Source organism: Pseudomonas sp. PIC25, from assembly GCF_002286785.1.
Lineage (GTDB): Bacteria > Pseudomonadota > Gammaproteobacteria > Pseudomonadales > Pseudomonadaceae > Pseudomonas_M.
Window position 1 is genome coordinate 1 of the sequence record NZ_MUJY01000122.1, and the last position, 17,020, is coordinate 17,020.

13 protein-coding genes, 1 tRNA gene and 1 pseudogene are annotated in these 17,020 nt (G+C 63.4%); 1 reads left to right on the top strand and 14 read right to left on the bottom strand.

The genetic code is table 11. The features are described from left to right. Positions 1-129 precede the first annotated feature (129 nt). The gene (gene rlmB, locus BZL41_RS14600; RefSeq protein WP_095599965.1) at positions 130-900 is read right to left on the bottom strand and encodes a 23S rRNA (guanosine(2251)-2'-O)-methyltransferase RlmB; all 771 of its coding nucleotides are present in this window, start codon (positions 898-900) and stop codon (positions 130-132) included. Continuing rightward, positions 897-3,545 carry a ribonuclease R gene (gene rnr / locus BZL41_RS14605; protein ID WP_095599966.1) on the bottom strand — a complete coding sequence of 883 codons (2,649 nt, stop codon included), beginning with the start codon at positions 3,543-3,545 and terminating at the stop codon, positions 897-899. Before rnr ends, rlmB begins: the two co-directional genes overlap by 4 nt. Before the next feature lie 207 nt (positions 3,546-3,752). Here rnr and BZL41_RS14610 point away from each other — a divergent pair. After that, positions 3,753-3,839: transfer RNA gene (locus BZL41_RS14610), tRNA-Leu, on the top strand. 97 nt (positions 3,840-3,936) lie between these two features. On the opposite strand, the gene BZL41_RS29445 is transcribed toward BZL41_RS14610, so the two are convergent. The 12 genes and pseudogenes from BZL41_RS29445 to BZL41_RS14665 all read right to left on the bottom strand — a co-directional run bounded on the left by BZL41_RS29445 (position 3,937) and on the right by BZL41_RS14665 (position 17,019). After that, entirely contained in the window at positions 3,937-4,821 is an 885-nt protein-coding gene (locus tag BZL41_RS29445; protein ID WP_371916533.1) for a methyl-accepting chemotaxis protein, read from the bottom strand. Continuing rightward, positions 4,795-5,712, bottom strand: a pseudogene (locus BZL41_RS29450) (HAMP domain-containing protein); the annotation flags it as partial. The pseudogene BZL41_RS29450 and the gene BZL41_RS29445, both read right to left, overlap by 27 nt. Positions 5,713-6,012: 300 nt before the next feature. Next, a complete protein-coding gene (locus BZL41_RS14620) occupies positions 6,013-7,308 on the bottom strand; it encodes an adenylosuccinate synthase (RefSeq protein WP_095599968.1) in 1,296 nt (431 codons plus the stop codon). 53 nt (positions 7,309-7,361) lie between these two features. After that, a complete protein-coding gene (locus tag BZL41_RS14625) occupies positions 7,362-8,549 on the bottom strand; it encodes an ATP phosphoribosyltransferase regulatory subunit (RefSeq protein ID WP_095599969.1) in 1,188 nt (395 codons plus the stop codon). A gap of 31 nt (positions 8,550-8,580) precedes the next feature. Next, positions 8,581-8,766 (bottom strand): DUF2065 family protein, encoded by a 186-nt coding sequence (locus tag BZL41_RS14630; protein WP_095599970.1) that lies wholly within the window; start codon positions 8,764-8,766, stop codon positions 8,581-8,583. 105 nt (positions 8,767-8,871) lie between these two features. Beyond that, positions 8,872-9,741 carry a protease modulator HflC gene (gene hflC, locus BZL41_RS14635; protein ID WP_095599971.1) on the bottom strand — a complete coding sequence of 290 codons (870 nt, stop codon included), beginning with the start codon at positions 9,739-9,741 and terminating at the stop codon, positions 8,872-8,874. Next, on the bottom strand, positions 9,741-10,901 hold the full coding sequence (gene hflK, locus BZL41_RS14640) for an FtsH protease activity modulator HflK (RefSeq protein WP_095599972.1): 1,161 nt from the start codon (positions 10,899-10,901) through the stop codon (positions 9,741-9,743). Before hflK ends, hflC begins: the two co-directional genes overlap by 1 nt. Before the next feature lie 95 nt (positions 10,902-10,996). Next, a complete protein-coding gene (gene hflX / locus BZL41_RS14645; RefSeq protein WP_095599973.1) occupies positions 10,997-12,298 on the bottom strand; it encodes a ribosome rescue GTPase HflX in 1,302 nt (433 codons plus the stop codon). A gap of 12 nt (positions 12,299-12,310) precedes the next feature. Further along, complete coding sequence (gene hfq, locus BZL41_RS14650) at positions 12,311-12,565, bottom strand: RNA chaperone Hfq (RefSeq protein ID WP_084332807.1); 255 nt, start codon at positions 12,563-12,565, stop codon at positions 12,311-12,313. Between the two features lie 96 nt (positions 12,566-12,661). Then, a complete protein-coding gene (gene miaA, locus BZL41_RS14655; protein ID WP_095599974.1) occupies positions 12,662-13,630 on the bottom strand; it encodes a tRNA (adenosine(37)-N6)-dimethylallyltransferase MiaA in 969 nt (322 codons plus the stop codon). A 69-nt stretch (positions 13,631-13,699) separates the two neighbouring features. Beyond that, positions 13,700-15,595 (bottom strand): DNA mismatch repair endonuclease MutL, encoded by a 1,896-nt coding sequence (mutL, locus tag BZL41_RS14660; protein ID WP_095599975.1) that lies wholly within the window; start codon positions 15,593-15,595, stop codon positions 13,700-13,702. Continuing rightward, positions 15,592-17,019, bottom strand: a complete 1,428-nt coding sequence (locus BZL41_RS14665) for an N-acetylmuramoyl-L-alanine amidase (protein WP_168191007.1) — start codon at positions 17,017-17,019, stop codon at positions 15,592-15,594. The genes mutL and BZL41_RS14665 overlap by 4 nt, the downstream gene beginning before the upstream one ends. Position 17,020 lies beyond the last annotated feature (1 nt).

The window sequence follows — 17,020 nt, forward strand, 5'->3', positions numbered from 1 at the left end:
AGCTCCAAGCTCCAAGCTCCAAGCTCCAAGCTCCAAGCTCCAAGCTCCAAGCTCCAAGCTCCAAGCTCCAAGCTCCAAGCTCGCCAGGGTGGCGGGAGGGCCTTCCCCAGCGTCAAGCCGCCTTTGCTCTCACTTGCTGCTTGCCGCTTGAAGCTTGTGGCTGCCCCTCTGCCGAACCGCTTCGAACAGGCAAACGCCCGTGGCGACCGACACATTGAGGCTGCTGACGCTACCGGCCATAGGCAGCTTCACCAAGTAATCGCAATGTTCGCGGGTCAAGCGGCGCATGCCCTTGCCTTCAGCACCCATGATCAGCACCGTGGGGCCGGTAAGGTCCTGCTGGTACAGCTCCTGCTCGGCCTCGCCGGCCGTACCGACCGTCCACAGTCCACGCTGCTGGAGCTTTTCCAGGGTCCGTGCGAGGTTGGTCACCGCCACCAACGGCACCACTTCGGCCGCTCCGCAGGCGACCTTGCGCACCGTGGCGTTCAGGGTGGCCGACTTGTCCTTGGGGATGATCACCGCCAGAACGCCCGCGGCATCGGCGGTACGCAGACAGGCGCCAAGGTTGTGCGGATCGGTCACACCATCCAGTACCAACAACAGGGGCGGCCCCTCGGCACGGTCGAGCAGTTCCTCGAGCATGGCCTCGCCCCAGACCTGGCTGGGGCTCACTTCGGCAACCACGCCCTGGTGGGCGCCGTCCTCGGCCCATTCGTCCAGTTCGCGGCGATCTCGCTGACCGACAGTGACCCTGGCCTCCTGGGCGAGCTGGATCAACGCCTGCACGCGCGGATCGTGTCGACCTTCCGCCAACCAGAGCTGCTTGACCCGCTTGGGATGATGACGCAGCAACGCTTCCACGGCATGCACGCCGTAGATTTTTTCCAACTGACTCATGACTTCGCCTTACGTTTACGCGGGGTCGCTCCCGGTTTGGCGGCTGAGGAGGACTTGGATGGCCCCTTGCGATGCTTCCTGGGGCCGCCGCTCTTCTCCGAGCCGCCCTTCTCGGTGCCGCCCGACGGCGCCTTGGGCGGGCTCTTCTTGCCCGGCTTGCCACTCTTCGCCTCGGCGAGCAAGGCCTGTTTCACGGCACGACTTTTCTTCACGTCGGTGTTGCCGAGCATGGCATCGGCCTGGGCCAGCAGCTCCGGCGCAACCGGGACCGCGGCTTTTTCAGTCTTGCCCTTGCCGCGCGGCACATCGCCCGCCTTTTCCTTCCGACCTTTCTTGGCCGGGCGCCGATCGCTGGTCGACTCAGGCTCCGGCGAGCGCTTCTTCCGCCCGACCGGCCGCTCCAACTGCGCCTCGGCCAGTTCGAAATCGATCTTGCGCTCGTCCAGATCGACCCGCATGACCCGAACCGCGACGCTGTCGCCAAGGCGGAAGCTGCGACCGCTGCGTTCGCCGGACAGGCGATGATGCACCGGATCGAAGTGGTAATAGTCCGCCGGCAGCGCGGTGACGTGCACCAGGCCCTCGACATAGATGTCCTTCAACTCGACGAAGATACCGAAGCCGGTCACCGCCGTGATGACTCCATCGAAGCTCTCGCCAACGCGGTCCTGCATGAACTCGCACTTGAGCCAGTTGACCACGTCGCGGGTCGCCTCGTCGGCGCGCCGCTCGGTCATCGAGCACTGTTCGCCGAGATGTTCCAGAGCCGGTTCGTCGTAGGGATAGATACGCGCCTTGGGCATGCTCGCCGCGCCAGCCCGGCGGACATGCGGCGTCTCGCGCTTGGAGCGGATCACACTGCGGATCGCACGATGCACCAGAAGGTCCGGGTAGCGGCGAATCGGCGAGGTGAAATGGGTATAGGCCTCGTAGTTCAGGCCGAAGTGCCCATTGTTGTCGGCGCTGTAGACCGCCTGGCTCAGCGAGCGCAGCATCACGGTCTGGATCAGGTGGAAATCCGGGCGTTCCTGAATCGACTCCAGCAGTTTCTGGTAATCCTTCGGAGTCGGACCGTCCTTGCTGCGATGCAGGCTCAACCCCAGCTCGCCGAGGAAGGCCTTGAGCTTTTCCAGACGCTCGGCCGGGGGGCCATCGTGCACGCGATACAGCGCGGGGATTTCATGCTTCTGCAGAAAGGCAGCGGTGGCCACGTTGGCCGCCAGCATGCACTCTTCGATGAGCTTGTGCGCATCGTTGCGCTGGGTCGGCAGGATCTCAGCGATCTTGCGGCCGGAGCCGAAGACGATCCGGGTTTCCTGGGTTTCGAAATCGATCGCACCCCGGGTGTGGCGTGCCTTGAGCAGCACTTTGTAGAGCGAATAGAGCTGCTTGAGGTGCGGCAGGATCTCGGCGTACTCACCGCACAGCCGCTTGCCCTCCGGGCTCTTCGCCTGTTCCAGCATGGCGCTGACCTTGTTGTAGGTCAGGCGCGCATGGGAGTGGATCACCGCCTCGTAGAACTGATAGTCGGTGAGTTTGCCACTGCGGGAGATGGTCATCTCACAGACCATCGCCAGCCGATCGACGTGCGGATTCAGCGAGCAAAGACCGTTGGACAGCTCTTCCGGCAGCATCGGCACCACCCGCTCGGGGAAGTAAACCGAGTTGCCGCGGTTCTTCGCTTCCTCGTCCAGGGCCGAGCCGACCTTCACATAATGGGAGACGTCGGCGATGGCGACGAACAACCGGTAGCTACCGGAAAACAACCCGCCCTTCTCGCAATACACGGCATCGTCAAAATCGCGTGCGTCCTCTCCGTCGATGGTTACGAAAGGCAAATGGCGAAGATCGACACGCTTGGCCTTGTCCTTTTCCTCAACCTCCGGATTGAGCTTCGCCGCCTCCTTGAGCACCGCGTTCGGCCAGACATGGGGGATGTCGTAGCTGCGCAGGGCCACGTCGATTTCCATGCCCGGCGCCATATAGTTGCCGATGACTTCGACGATGTCGCCCTGGGGCTGGAAGCGCGAGGTCGGCCAATGAGTGATCTTGATCTCGACGAACTGACCGATCTTGGCGCCCGCGGTACGCCCGGGCGTCACCAGCACCTCCTGCTGGATCTTCGGGTTGTCGGCCTCGACGAAGCCGATGCCACTTTCCTCGTAGTAGCGGCCGACAATTGTCTCGTGGGCGCGGGAAATCACTTCGACGATCGAGCCCTCGCGACGGCCACGCCGGTCGAAGCCCGAGACCCGGGCGAGCACCCGGTCGCCATCGAAGACCAGGCGCATCTGCGCCGGGCTGAGAAAGAGATCGTCGCTTCCGTCGTCCGGAATCAGGAAGCCGAATCCATCGCGATGACCGCTGATGCGACCGAGGATCAGATCGAGCTTGTCTACCGGGGCATAGGCACCGCGGCGCGTATAGATCAGCTGGCCATCACGCTCCATGGCGCGCAGCCGGCGACGCAGGGCCTCCTGTTGATCGTCGGTATGCAGCCCGAACTCATCGATCAACTGTTCACGGCTCGCCGGGGAGCCGCGTTCCGCCAGGTGCTTCAGGATCAGCTCGCGGCTGGGGATGGGATTCTCGTATTTTTCCGCTTCGCGAGCGGCCTCGGGATCGAGGGAGTGCCAGTCGGCCATCAGGAGGGGTTCACCTTGTCTATTCTTCGATGTGTTTGCCATGTCCCTATTGAAGCGCGAAACGCTGCTCGGGTCAGCCCGACAAACGGAATAAAATTTTTTCAACAACAGGGGTTTACAACCCAAAAGCTCATCCGTATAGTGCGCGCCACAACGACGGCAAACGTCGCTGTAGTTGAAAGTAGATGATGAATCGTCGAAATCAACGCCCAGGTGGCGGAATTGGTAGACGCACTAGGTTCAGGTCCTAGCGGTGGCAACACCGTGGAAGTTCGAGTCTTCTCCTGGGCACCAAATTCCAGACAAAACCGAGCCAATGGCTCGGTTTTGTCTTTTCTACGCTCGAAAAATTCGTCGAAAAGGGGCTGACAGTGCATCAGCCCCTTTTTCGTCAGGCGCGGAATTGTCCCAGGCTGGCCTTGAGCTGGCCGGCCAAGGTATCCAGCACACGCCCGCTGGCCGCGGTCGCCGCGACAGCTTCCGCCGCCCGCTGCGCTTCGCCGTGAATCACCTCGACCCTCCCCCTCACCGCCAGCGCTCCCTCGGCTTGGCGTGAGGCGGCCAGCGTCGCCGAGTCGATGGCACCATGCACATCCTCCACTGCCACTTGGATCGAACGCTGTAGCTCGCTGCTCTCCCGCAATGCCACCAACCCTTCACTCGCCTGCTGACCGGCTTGGCCGATGGCCGCCACTGCTTCCCGCGCCCCCTGCTGCAAGGCATTGATGTGCGCCTGGATATCGCCGGTGGACTGCTGCGTCTTGCTGGCCAGCGCCCGGACCTCGTCGGCCACCACGGCGAATCCACGCCCGCTCTCCCCGGCCCGGGCCGCTTCGATGGCAGCGTTGAGCGCCAGCAGGTTGGTCTGCTCGGCAATGCCATGGATCACGCTGAGCACCACTTCGATCTGCTCGCTCTGCCGAGCCAAGCGCTCGATTACCGCCGAGCCGGTTTCCACGCGCGCTACCAGCTCCTCGATGGAATGCCCGACCCGCCCGGCAATGGCCGCGTTCTCGCCAGCCGCCCTGCGAATCGACTCGACCCGCTGCAACGCCTCCTGCATCGCGCGGCTCTCCGCCTGGGCCTGCTCGGTCATTTCGGCCAGCGCCTGCAGGCTGCCGGAGACTTCATCGCGCTGGCGTCCCGCCGCCGCCTCGGCGGCCGCACTTCGCGAACTCAGCCCGGCGATTTCGACGCCGGTGCGCTGAGCCACCTCCCCTGCCTCGCGGACGATGGGTTGCAGCTTGGCAACGAAGCGATTGACGGCCGCAGCCATGTCGCCCACCTCGTCGCGACTGTGCAATTCGACACGCCGCGTAAGATCTCCCTCGCCGGCCGCCAGGTCGTTCAGCGCCGCGATCAGCAAACGCAGGCGGCTGACTACCGTGCGCCCAAGCACCAACGCCAGCACCATCAGGACGCCGATCCCGATGATCACCAGCCCGGTGCCAATCCGCCAACGCAACGTCCCGGCGGCCGTTTGGACGGACTCGCGGGCTCCGGCCGAAATACCGGCCGCCGCGTCCTGGGCCGCCTGCAACCGTGCACTCAACGCCGCCGAGCTGTCCGCCGCCGCCCCCGCCAGGCTGTCTGCCACCAGTTGCCCGCCGCTGGCGATGAGTGCGTTGAAGCGTGTATCCAAAGCCGCCAGCTCGGCCTCAACGGTGGCCGTCGAGACCCCCATCAGGACTTTGCCGATTTCGACCCCGTTCGGACTGATGGATGCCTCGACGAAATACACCGACTCATCGTGCCGGGCCGCCTCGAGCACCTGATCCAGTGCCCGCTCGCCCTGACCTTTAGCCAACAATGCCTTGATCTCCGGCCTTTGCCGGTTGAGATAGCGGGTCAGATGCTGGCCCTCGGCATCGTCGTAGATCACGAACAGCACATTAGGATTACGTTGCGCCCGTCGGGCGAATTCCGACAGCGTCGGTATGTCGTTATCCCACATCGCCCTGGGCGCCACAGCCGCCAGGAGTTGCGCCATGTCGTTGGCGGACTCTTTGAGGCTTTTCTCCAGCGCTGCCCGCAGTTGCTCCTGTTCACCCTGCAATCGCGAAGACAATCCCGTCGACAAGCGCTCGCGTGTACTGGCCGACAGGCTTTCCAGCCCTGCCGACAACTCGCCGCCCGCCTGTTTGAGCTCAACGCCCAGTCGCTGCATGTCGCCTTCCAGACGGCTGCCCAGATCAGCTTCCAGCACCTCGACTGTGCTTCGAGTCAGTGCAACCGCGACGAGGATTTGCACCAGCAAGGCGATTCCCAGCGCAAAAAAGACAGGACGCAGCAGGCGACTGCGCAACAGGGACAGGATGGCGGACACGACAGGCTCTCCTAAACGACCGTTACCGGGTTAACGGCGACTTCCGGAATTTATTCAGTGCCAGCAAGCAAAATGCCATAAAAATTTTTGCCGCAACGAAAAAGCCGCCCGAAGGCGGCTTTTCGATGGAGCGAAGCGAGATCAGGCGAACGGATGGCGCAGGATGATGGTTTCGATGCGGTCCGGGCCGGTGGAAATGATATCGATCGGCGCCCCTACCAGTTCTTCCACGCGTTTGATGTAGGCACGCGCATTGGCCGGCAGCTCTTCCAGGCTCTTCGCGCCCAGGGTCGATTCTTTCCAGCCGGGCACTTCCTCATAGACCGGCTGCAGGCCGATGTAGCTGTCGGCATCGGTCGGGGCGTCGGTCAGGAGCTGGCCGTGCTGGTCCTTGTAGCCGGTGCAGATGCGGATGGTGTCGAGGCCGTCCAGCACATCGAGCTTGGTCAGGCAAAGACCAGAGATGCTGTTGATCTCGATGGCGCGACGCAGGATCACCGCATCGAACCAGCCACAGCGGCGTGCACGGCCGGTGGTCGCGCCGAACTCGTGACCGCGCTTGGCCAGGAACGCACCGACGTCGTCGAACAGCTCGGTCGGGAACGGGCCGGAACCGACGCGGGTGGTATAGGCCTTGGTGATACCCAGCACGTAGTCCAGGTACAGCGGGCCGAAGCCGGAACCAGTGGCAGTGCCGCCAGCGGTGGTGTTGGAGCTGGTTACATAGGGGTAGGTGCCATGGTCGATGTCTAGCAGCGAGCCCTGGGCGCCTTCGAACATGATGTCGGCCCCTGCGCGACGCAGCTCGTGCAGACGTGCAGTGACGTCCAGCATCATCGGCTTGAGCTGGTCGGCATAGACCATGGCCTCATCCAGCGTCTTCTGGAAGTCGATCACCGGCTCCTTGTAGTAATGCTGGAGCGCGAAGTTGTGGTAATCGAGAATCTCACCCAGCTTGGCGGCGAAACGCTCACGGTGGAACAGATCGCCGACACGCAGGCCGCGACGCGCCACTTTGTCTTCGTAGGCCGGGCCGATGCCACGCCCGGTGGTACCGATCTTGGCGTCGCCACGTGCCTTCTCGCGAGCCAGGTCGAGGGCAACGTGGTAAGGCAGGATCAGCGGACAGGCCGGGCTGATGCGCAGGCGCTCACGCACCGGCACGCCCTTCTCTTCCAGCTTGGCGATTTCACGCAGCAGGGCGTCGGGGGCCAACACCACACCGTTGCCGATCAGACACTGCACGCCTTCGCGCAGGATGCCGGACGGGATCAGGTGCAGGACGGTCTTCTCGCCCTCGATGACCAGGGTATGGCCGGCATTGTGCCCGCCCTGGTAACGCACCACGGCGGCTGCCTGATCTGTCAGCAGATCGACGATCTTGCCTTTGCCCTCATCGCCCCACTGGGTACCCAGGACTACGACATTCTTACCCATAACGCTTGTCCTCATTCGCGGAAGCTTGATACCGGCCGCTGCCGGCGGAAATCTCAGGTCGCCAGCGGCACGACCTGCCATGAACCCTCGCGCAGCGACAGCTGGCGATCGCAGCCCAGCTCGACGGCATCCGCCTCGCTCTGGCCCGGCAAGGCCTGAACGACCCGCTCGCCGGCGCGACGCAGGCGCTGGATGGCCTGCCAGAGGTAAAGATCGTGGCTATCCGGCGCCCAGACACCGCCAGCCGTTTCGGCAAGCGGCATCCGGCCCAGGGTGACCAAGGTCTTCAGATCGGTGGAAAAACCCGTAGCCGGACGCGCCCGGCCGAAATCGGCGCCGATATCGTCGTAGCGCCCGCCTTGGGCGATCGATTGACCGACGCCCGGCACGAACGCCGCGAAGACCACTCCAGTGTGGTAGTGGTAGCCGCGCAGCTCGCCGAGATCGAAGTACAACGGCAATTCCGGATAGCGCAAGCCGAGTGCATCGGCGATGGCGATCAATTCATCCAAGGCCGCATGCACGTCGGATGGCGCCTCGACGAGGCACGCCTGCGCCAGCTCGAGCACTTCCCGTCCGCCGCAGAGCTCGGCCAGCGAACGCAGCATGGACGCCAGCGCCTGCGGCAGGCCTTCGGTCAGCTCGGCGACTTCGTCCATCGCCTTGCGCTGCAGGGCATCGAACAACCGTTGCTCGACCTCGCCGGACAGATCGGCCGCGCGAGCCAAGCCGCGATAGATACCGACATGCCCCAGGTCCATGTGCACATCGGGCACTTCAGCCAGTTCGAGCATGTCCAGCATCAGGCTGATGACTTCGACGTCGCTGGCGGGGCTCGCATCGCCGTAGAGTTCGGCGCCCAATTGGATCGGGCTGCGCGAAGTGGACAACGCGCGCGGCTGGGCATGCAGTACGCTGCCGGCATAGCAGAGGCGGCTCGGCCCTTCGCGACGCAGGGTATGCGCATCGATCCGCGCCACTTGCGGTGTGATGTCGGCGCGAAAGCCCATCAGCCGGCCGGAATAAGGGTCCGTCACCTTGAAGGTACGCAGATCCAAATCCTGGCCCGCTCCGGTGAGCAGCGACTCAAGGTATTCGATGTGCGGCGTCACGACGAATTCGTAACCCCAGCGATGGAACAGGTCCAGCACCTGACGCCGTGCGGCTTCGATGCGCGCCGCTTCCGGCGGCAGTACTTCTTCGATGCCATCTGGCAGCAGCCAGCGGTCTACCGTTGCCATTTCGCCTTCCTCTCGATCGGGCGGCAAGCCTTCAGTGAAGCAGATACAGGAGGGTGGTCCCCAGCAGCATGCTGGCCAGCCCCATGAGGCGCAGCTGGCGATCAGGCAATTGCAACAACTGCATGAGAGCCCCGCGCCAACGTCGCGGATAGAGGAAGGGCAGGATGCCTTCCAGCACCAACATCAAGCAAAAGGCTATGCCGAGTTCCTGCCACATGATTCCCGCAGACGCAAAAAAGCCGGGGTTTTTCCCGGCTGGCTCATCATAACACGTTTTAACCGGCGGTCATCCCGGCGGGCGACTGGCGCCCGCCGGACGGCCTCAGCGCTTGGCCTGTTCCAGGTAATTGAAGAACTCGCTCTTCGGGTCCAAGACCAGCACGTCGCCCTTGTTCGAGAAGCTCTCCCGATAGGCTTGTAGGCTGCGATAGAACGAGTAGAACTCCGGGTCCTGGTTGTAGGCACTGGCGTAGATGGCAGCTGCCTGGGCATCGCCGTCACCGCGGGTCTCTTCCGCTTCGCGGTAGGCCTCGGCAAGCAGGACGCGACGCTGACGATCGGCATCGGCGCGAATCCCCTCGGCAAGCTCGCGGCCCTTGGCACGGTGCTCGCGCGCCTCGCGCTCACGCTCGGTGCTCATCCGCTCGAATACGCTGCGGTTGACCTCTTTGGGCAGGTCGATGGCCTTGACGCGCACGTCAAGCACCTCGATCCCCAGCTCCTTGCGCGCCATCCGGTCCAGCGAGCCGGTGATTTCTGCCATCAGCGCATCGCGCTCGCCGGATACCACCTCATGCAGGGTACGCTTACCGAACTGGTCGCGAAGCCCCGACTCCAGGCGACGAGACAGACGCTCGTCGGCGATCTGCTTGAGGCCAGAGGTCGCGGTATAGAAGCGCTCGGCATCCGCCACGCGCCATTTGGCGTAGGCATCCACCATGACCGCTTTCTTCTCCAGCGTCAGGAAGCGCGAGGTAGCCGAGTCGAGCGTCAGCAGACGTGCGTCGAATTTGCGCACCTGGTTCACGATCGGCATCTTCACATGCAGGCCGGGCTGGACATCCGCCTCGACCACCTTACCGAAACGCAGCAGCACAGCACGCTCGGTCTGCGCCACGATGTAGAAGCTGTTCCAGGCGACCAGCGCCAGAACCACGCCGACAATCAGGGCGATCAGCGACTTGTTGCTCATCAGCGGCTCTCCCTCGAACGCAGGTTACGCTGCTGCAGATCGTCGACGATCCGCGTTCCCATATCGCTGCCCGTCGCCGACTGCCCGGAAGAGCCGGAACCGGAGGCACTGCCGCCACGGTTATCGATCATCTTGTCCAAAGGCAGGTAGAGCAGGTTGTTCTGGCCGTTTTCACCGGTCACCAGAACCTTGCTGGTGTTGCTGTACATCTGCTGCATGGTGTCCAGGTACAGGCGCTGACGGGTTACCTCGGGCGCCTTGCGGTATTCGGCAAGCAGCTTGGTGAAGCGATCCGCCTCACCCTTGGCACGGGAAACCACTTCGTCGCGGTAACCGTTGGCATCCTCGAGGATGCGCTGTGCCTGACCACGTGCCTCGGGCACCACGCCGTTGGCGTAGGCTTCGGCCTGGTTCTTCTCACGCTGCTCGTCCTCGCGGGCACGGATCACGTCGTCGAATGCCTCCTGCACTTCACGTGGTGCCTGGGCGCTCTGGACGTTCACCTGGGTCACGGTGATGCCGGTGCGGTAGGTATCGAGGAACCGCTGCAGGCGCTCCTTGATCTCGCTGGCCATGGCGACACGCCCCTCGGTCAGCACCTGGTCCATCTCGGTGGAGCCAACCACATGGCGCAAGGCGCTTTCGGTCGCGTGCTGCAAGCTGACTTCCGGCTGATCCACGTTCAACACGAAGTCCTGCAAATTGCTGATCTTGTACTGAACGGTCAGCGGTACTTCGACGATATTTTCGTCCATGGTCAACATCTGGCCCTGCTTGCTGTAGGCACGCTCGCGGGTGACATTTTCCTGGAATTTGCGATCGATCGGCGGGAAATAGATGTTCAGGCCCGGACCTACGGTCTCGTAGTACTTGCCGAAGCGCAGCACCACGGCCTGCTCCTGCTCATCGACTACATAGATTGCGCTCCACAGCCAGAGCGCAGCGAGAATGACCAGCACGATGCCGACCAGACCGAAGCCGCCACCTCCCCTGCCATCACCGTCGGCGCCGCGCTTCTTGCCGCCGAAGAGACCATTCAGGCTCTCCTGTAATTTGCGGAAGGCCTCGTCGAGATCCGGCGGCCCCTTGCGGTCGCCACCACGGCGCCCCCCCCAAGGATCCTGATTATTCGAATTGCCACCCGGCTCATTCCAAGCCATAGCGCTCTCCATACTGATAACGAAGACGCACCGAAGGCGCGTCCGCCAATGCTACCGAATGCCCGACTCCGCCGGCAAAGCCGCCGGGTCGCGCTTTATTGCAAAGTATGTTGCTCGAGGAACTCGTTCGGCTGCAGCCCCGCCCGGCTCACCAGCCGATGCAACTCAACCCTCGGCAAACGCACTTCCAGCAGGCTGCTGCCTGTCTCGTCGTGCCCTTCGCTCAGAACCGCCCCCATGGCGAAAAACTGTGAACGCAGCCGCCCCAACTGTTGCGGCAACTGCAAAGTACCGACGAACAGGTCGTCGCCCAACAGCTCGGCGATGGCCTGGCGCAACAGATCGAGACCGCGGCCGTCACGGGCCGACAGCCAGACACGCTGCGGCTTGCCCTGGGCATCGCGCTGAAGCTGCGGCTCCATGCCGTCGAGCAGATCGAGCTTGTTGTACACCTCGAGCATCGGCAAGCCTTCCGCGCCGATTTCCCCCAGCACCGCCATGACCTGCTCCATCTGAGCCATGCGCTCGGGCTCATGGGCGTCGATCACATGCAGGAGAAGGTCGGCATTGCTCGATTCCTCGAGCGTCGCGCGGAAGGCTTCCACCAGTTTGTGCGGGAGATGCCGGATGAAGCCCACCGTATCGGCCAGCACCACCGGCCCCAAGTCATCCAGCTCGAGGCGACGCAAGGTGGGATCGAGGGTGGCGAACAACTGGTTGGCCGCATAGACATCCGAAGACGTCAGGGCATTGAACAGCGTGGATTTGCCGGCGTTGGTATAGCCGACGAGGGAAACCGAGGGGATATCGGCGCGCTTGCGGCCACGACGGGCCTGCTCGCGCTGCCCTCGCACCTTTTCCAGCTTCTGCTTGATCTGGCGGATGCGAACACGCAACAAGCGGCGGTCGGTTTCCAACTGGGTTTCACCCGGACCGCGCAGGCCGATGCCGCCTTTTTGCCGCTCCAGGTGAGTCCAGCCTCGAACCAGGCGGGTGCTCATGTGCTCCAGTTGGGCCAACTCGACCTGCAGCTTGCCTTCATGGGTGCGCGCGCGCTGGGCGAAAATGTCGAGAATCAGACCGGTACGATCCAGCACACGACATTCGAAGGCGCGCTCAAGATTGCGTTCCTGACTGGGCGTGAGCGTGTGATTGAAGATCACCAGCTCGGCCTGTTCGGCCTTGACCCGCTGCTGAAGTTCTTCGACCTTGCCGCTGCCGATCAGATACCTGGCGGTCGGCTGGGTACGCGGTACGCTGACGAAAGCCACCGTATCGGCTCCAGCCGAAAATGCCAGTTCCTGGAATTCCTGCGGGTCTTCACGCGCTTCGGGATCTTGGCCATCCAGATGAACCAGGATGGCCCGCTCACCACCACCGGGGCGCTCGAAGAACAAGGCGGGCTCCTATCAGGCGTTACCGGGCTCGGGCTGTTCGGATTCGGTCGCGCTGGGCAGACGCACCGGACGGCTCGGAACCACGGTCGAAATGGCGTGTTTATAGACCATCTGGCTGACAGTATTTTTCAGCAGAATCACGAACTGGTCGAAGGATTCGATCTGGCCTTGCAGCTTGATGCCATTGACCAGATAGATGGAAACCGGGACGCGTTCCTTACGCAAGGTGTTGAGGTAAGGGTCTTGTAGCGAATGCCCTTTTGACATGTGCCGCACTCCTTTAAGGGTTAAATCGTTGTAGTAATCAAAAACCAATGGCTTATGCCGCCCCACCCCCAAGGATAGACGGCAACTGGAAAGATCTCAGGTCAATATGGAGACCGACTCCAGGTATTTCAAGGCACGTGGCAGATTGTCGCGGGCCAGGCTGTCAAGCCAGTGCAGATTGGTCCAGCTGCGCAACCAGGTGAACTGTCGCTTGGCCAGTTGGCGCGTGGCAATGATGCCGCGCTCCTCCATCTCGTCCCGGGTCAGTCTGCCGTCCAGATAATCCCAGACCTGACGGTAACCCACTGCACGTATAGACGGCAGGCCAGCATGCAAGTCACTTCGTTCACGCAGAGTTTCGACCTCCCCGACAAAGCCCTGTTCCAGCATCAGCCGAAAACGCTGGGCAATGCGCTCATGCAATACTTGGCGCTGTGCCGGAGCGATGGCCAAGTGCGCGACAGTATAAGGCAAATGCCCAGTACCGGAGCCGTCTAAAGCGGGATTTTGCGCGGCCTGACGCTGGCGATGTGCTGTCATTGTCACTCCACTGACCCGGTAAACTTCCAGCGCCCGCGTCAGACGTTGCGGATCGTTGGGGTGGATGCGCGCCGCCGACTCCGGGTCCACTTCCTGCAATTCCCGGTGCAATGCGGCCCATCCCTCCACCGCCGCGCGCGCCTCCAGTTCGGCACGTACCGCCGGATCGGCGCTGGGCATGTCTGCCAGACCTTCCAGCAATGCCTTGTAATACAACATGGTGCCGCCAACGAGCAGCGGAATGCGGCCCGCTGCCGTGATTTCAGCCATCGCTGCCAGTGCATCGTCGCGGAACTCGGCAGCCGAATAACTTTCGGCAGGGTCACGAATATCAATCAGGCGATGAGGGAACTCCGCGAGCACGTCCTTCGACGGCTTGGCGGTGCCGATGTCCATGCCGCGATAGATCAGAGCCGAATCGACGCTGATCAGTTCGCAAGGCAATACCCGCGACAGCTCCAGGGCGAGGTCGGTCTTGCCGGCTGCGGTGGGGCCCATGAGGAAGATGGCGGGAGGAAGGGACATGGAGACGGTACGGGCAACAGACTTGACCTAAAGGCTACAGGTTTTGCCGGAAACCTGCAGCCAGAGGACTCAACGTCCGCGAAGAAACAGCTTGTCGAGGTCGTCCATGCCCAGCTGGGTCCAGGTCGGGCGGCCGTGGTTGCACTGACCGCTCCGCTCGGTGTGCTCCATGTCGCGCAGCAAAGCGTTCATTTCCGGAAGGGTCAGCCGCCGGTTGGCGCGGACCGCACCATGGCAGGCCATGGTCGCCAACAGCTCGTTGAGATGCGCCTGAATGCGGTCGCTGGTGCCGTACTCCAGCAGATCGGACAGGACGTCACGAACCAGCTGGGTCGCCTCGGCCTGTTTGAGCAGTGCAGGAATCTGTCGGATCGCCAGGGTTTCCGGGCCGAGGCGCTGCAATTCGAAGCCCAGCCGCTGGAACCAGCCGCCATGCTCCTCGGCGCAATCCGCCTCGCGCTGGCTGACCGCAATGGATTCAGGCACCAGCAACGGCTGACCACGCAAGCCCTCGCTGGCCATCGCCGTTTTCAGGCGCTCGTAGGTGATCCGCTCATGAGCGGCATGCATGTCTACCAGCACGAGTCCCAGCGCGTTTTCGGCCAGGATGTAAACACCCTTGAGCTGCGCCAGCGCATAACCCAGCGGCGGGATATCCCCGCTGTTGTCCGGCAAAGACGTGGAACGCTGGGCATCGGGCAAGGGCGAGAAGAACTCCCGGTAGGCGCCCTGGGCTTCCGCCAGCGAGGGAGGCGTCTCCCGAGGCGTCGGCACGTAACCACCACCCGTTCCACGCCAGGATGTAGTGGCCGTCGGCTGCTCCAGCACACTGGCCGCCAGGCTCATCTCGCCCTGCGGCCCGAATTCACCGGCCGCCGGACCACTCGGCCGAACGACGGCGGCCGTGGCTGCGGGCGGCGCCAATTGGTCCTCGGGGCGCACCTCACCCAAGGCACGGTGCAAGGTGCCATAGAGGAAGTCGTGGACCATCCGGCTGTCGCGGAAGCGAACTTCGTGCTTGGTCGGATGGACGTTGACGTCGACCACGGCGGGATCGACCTCGAGGAACAGCACGAAGGTGGGGTGACGGCCGTTGTACAGCACGTCGCGGTAGGCCTGGCGTACCGCATGCGCCACCAACTTGTCGCGCACCATGCGGCCGTTGACATAGAAATATTGAAGGTCCGCCTGGCTGCGCGAGAAGGTCGGCAGACCGACCCAGCCCCAGAGGTGCAAGCCATTGCGCTCGATCTCGATGGGTAGCGCCTGTTCGAGGAACGCCGGACCGCAAACGGAGGCCACACGGCGCGCACGGGCGATCTCATCGGGCGCTTCGTGCAATGCCAGGACGCTCTTGCCGTTGTGCCGCAAATGGAAGGCCACATCGAAACGCGCCAACGCCAGCCGCTTGATGACTTCCTGCAGGTGATCGAATTCGGTCTTTTCCGCACGCAGGAATTTGCGTCGCGCCGGCGTATTGAAGAACAGGTCGCGCACCTCCACCGAGGTGCCGACCGGATGCGCGGCGGGCCGCACGCGCGGCGCCATGTCCCGCCCTTCGGTTTCCACTTGCCAGGCCTGTTCGGCATCGCGGGTTCGGGAGGTGAGGGTCAGGCGGGCCACGGAGCTGATCGACGCCAGGGCCTCGCCCCGAAAGCCCAGGCTCATCACCCGTTCGAGGTCTTCCAGCTCGCGAATCTTGCTGGTGGCGTGACGCGCCAGAGCCAGCGGCAGATCGTCAGCGGGAATGCCGCCACCGTCGTCACGCACCCGCAGCAGCTTGATGCCGCCCTGCTCGACCTCGACATCGATGCGGCGAGCGCCGGCGTCCAGGCTGTTCTCCAGCAATTCCTTGATGACCGAAGCCGGTCGCTCGACCACCTCGCCCGCCGCGATCTGGTTGGCGAGCCGCGGACTGAGCAGTTGGATGCGCGGCAACACCGCCGGTTCCTCGAAGTGGCTCATGGTTGAGCCGCCAGGGCCGTCGCCGGAATGCTCAGGACCTGCCCGACCTTGATGACATCGTTTTTCAGGCCATTGGCCGTACGCAGCGCCGGCAGGCTGACCTGGTAACGCTGGGCGATCAGCGCCAGGCTTTCGCCGGACGTCACCACGTGCTCGTGCGGCGCCTGGGTGATCTTGCCCTCGTCGCGCAGCCAGGCGATGTAGGTGCCAGGCGGCGGATTGCGCTGGAAGAATTGGCGAATGCCGGTGTGGATCGAGCGCGCCAGCGATTGCTGATGGCTGGCGCTGGCCAGCTTGGCCGCCTCACCGGGATTGGAAATGAAGCCCGTTTCCACCAGGATCGAGGGGATGTCCGGCGACTTCAGCACCATGAACCCGGCCTGCTCCACCCGTCGTTTGTGCAGCGGTGTGATGCGCCCCATGCTGCTGAGGACCTTCTGCCCCACGTCTAGGCTGGAGGACAGCGAGGCGGTCATCGACAGATCGAGCAGCACGCCGGCGAGCATGCGGTCCTTGTCGTCCAGGGTCACGCTGCCGGCGCCGCCGATCAGGTCAGAACGGTTTTCATTGTCGGCCAGCCAGCGAGCGGTTTCCGACGTCGCGCCCCGATCAGAAAGGGCGAATACCGAGGCCCCGAACGCGCTGCTGCGCGGTGCGGCATCGGCATGCACGGAAACGAACAGGTCCGCGCCCTGCTTGCGGGCGATCTCGGTGCGCTTACGCAAAGGAATGAAGTAATCGCCAGTTCGCACCAACTCGGCACGGAAACCTTTTTCCGCGTTGATCTGGCGCTGCAGCTCCTTGGCGATGGCCAGCACCACGTCTTTTTCCCGCGCCCCTTTCGGGCCGATGGCCCCCGGGTCTTCCCCACCGTGGCCGGCATCGATGGCAATGACGATATCGCGCTTGGCATTGGGCATCGCTGGCAACTTCACCGCCGGCTGAGTCGGCGTCACCGGGGTCTGCGGAACGGAAGCTGTAGTAGTAGCCGGCACCTTGGGAGCGGTATCGGCGCCCTGGTCGAACAGGTCGACGACCAGGCGATGGCCGTACTGCTGGTTTGGCGCCAGGGTGAAACTCTTCGGGTCGACCGCCGCGGAAAGGTCGAGCACCACCCGCAGGTCGGTGGGCGTGCGCTGCGCGGAGCGAATGCTCGTGATCGGCGTATTGCTGAGGGAAAGCTGCTCGAGCTGAGTGGCGAGCTGCGCACCGTTGACATCAATGACGATGCGGTTAGGCGCGGTCAGGGTGAATACGTTGTGCTGCACCGGCCCGGACAGATCGAAGACCAGACGGGTGTTGTCCGGAGCCCGCCACAGGCGTACGCCACGCACCTCGGTGGCCGCCAGGGCATCCGCGGCCACGGCCGCAAGCAGGACCCCCAAACCGGCGAACATCGCGCGCAAGCGCATACCCAACCCCATT

Excerpts from the sequence above, each read along its gene's own strand:
- rlmB (WP_095599965.1), bottom strand. The coding sequence starts at position 900 with ATGAGTCAGTTGGAAAAAATCTACGGCGTGCATGCCGTGGAAGCGTTG.
- rnr (WP_095599966.1), bottom strand. The coding sequence starts at position 3,545 with ATGGCCGACTGGCACTCCCTCGATCCCGAGGCCGCTCGCGAAGCGGAA.
- BZL41_RS29445 (WP_371916533.1), bottom strand. The coding sequence starts at position 4,821 with ATGGCTGCGGCCGTCAATCGCTTCGTTGCCAAGCTGCAACCCATCGTC.
- BZL41_RS14620 (WP_095599968.1), bottom strand. The coding sequence starts at position 7,308 with ATGGGTAAGAATGTCGTAGTCCTGGGTACCCAGTGGGGCGATGAGGGC.
- BZL41_RS14625 (WP_095599969.1), bottom strand. The coding sequence starts at position 8,549 with ATGGCAACGGTAGACCGCTGGCTGCTGCCAGATGGCATCGAAGAAGTA.
- BZL41_RS14630 (WP_095599970.1), bottom strand. The coding sequence starts at position 8,766 with ATGTGGCAGGAACTCGGCATAGCCTTTTGCTTGATGTTGGTGCTGGAA.
- hflC (WP_095599971.1), bottom strand. The coding sequence starts at position 9,741 with ATGAGCAACAAGTCGCTGATCGCCCTGATTGTCGGCGTGGTTCTGGCG.
- hflK (WP_095599972.1), bottom strand. The coding sequence starts at position 10,901 with ATGGCTTGGAATGAGCCGGGTGGCAATTCGAATAATCAGGATCCTTGG.
- hfq (WP_084332807.1), bottom strand. The coding sequence starts at position 12,565 with ATGTCAAAAGGGCATTCGCTACAAGACCCTTACCTCAACACCTTGCGT.
- miaA (WP_095599974.1), bottom strand. The coding sequence starts at position 13,630 with ATGTCCCTTCCTCCCGCCATCTTCCTCATGGGCCCCACCGCAGCCGGC.
- mutL (WP_095599975.1), bottom strand. The coding sequence starts at position 15,595 with ATGAGCCACTTCGAGGAACCGGCGGTGTTGCCGCGCATCCAACTGCTC.
- BZL41_RS14665 (WP_168191007.1), bottom strand. The coding sequence starts at position 17,019 with ATGGGGTTGGGTATGCGCTTGCGCGCGATGTTCGCCGGTTTGGGGGTC.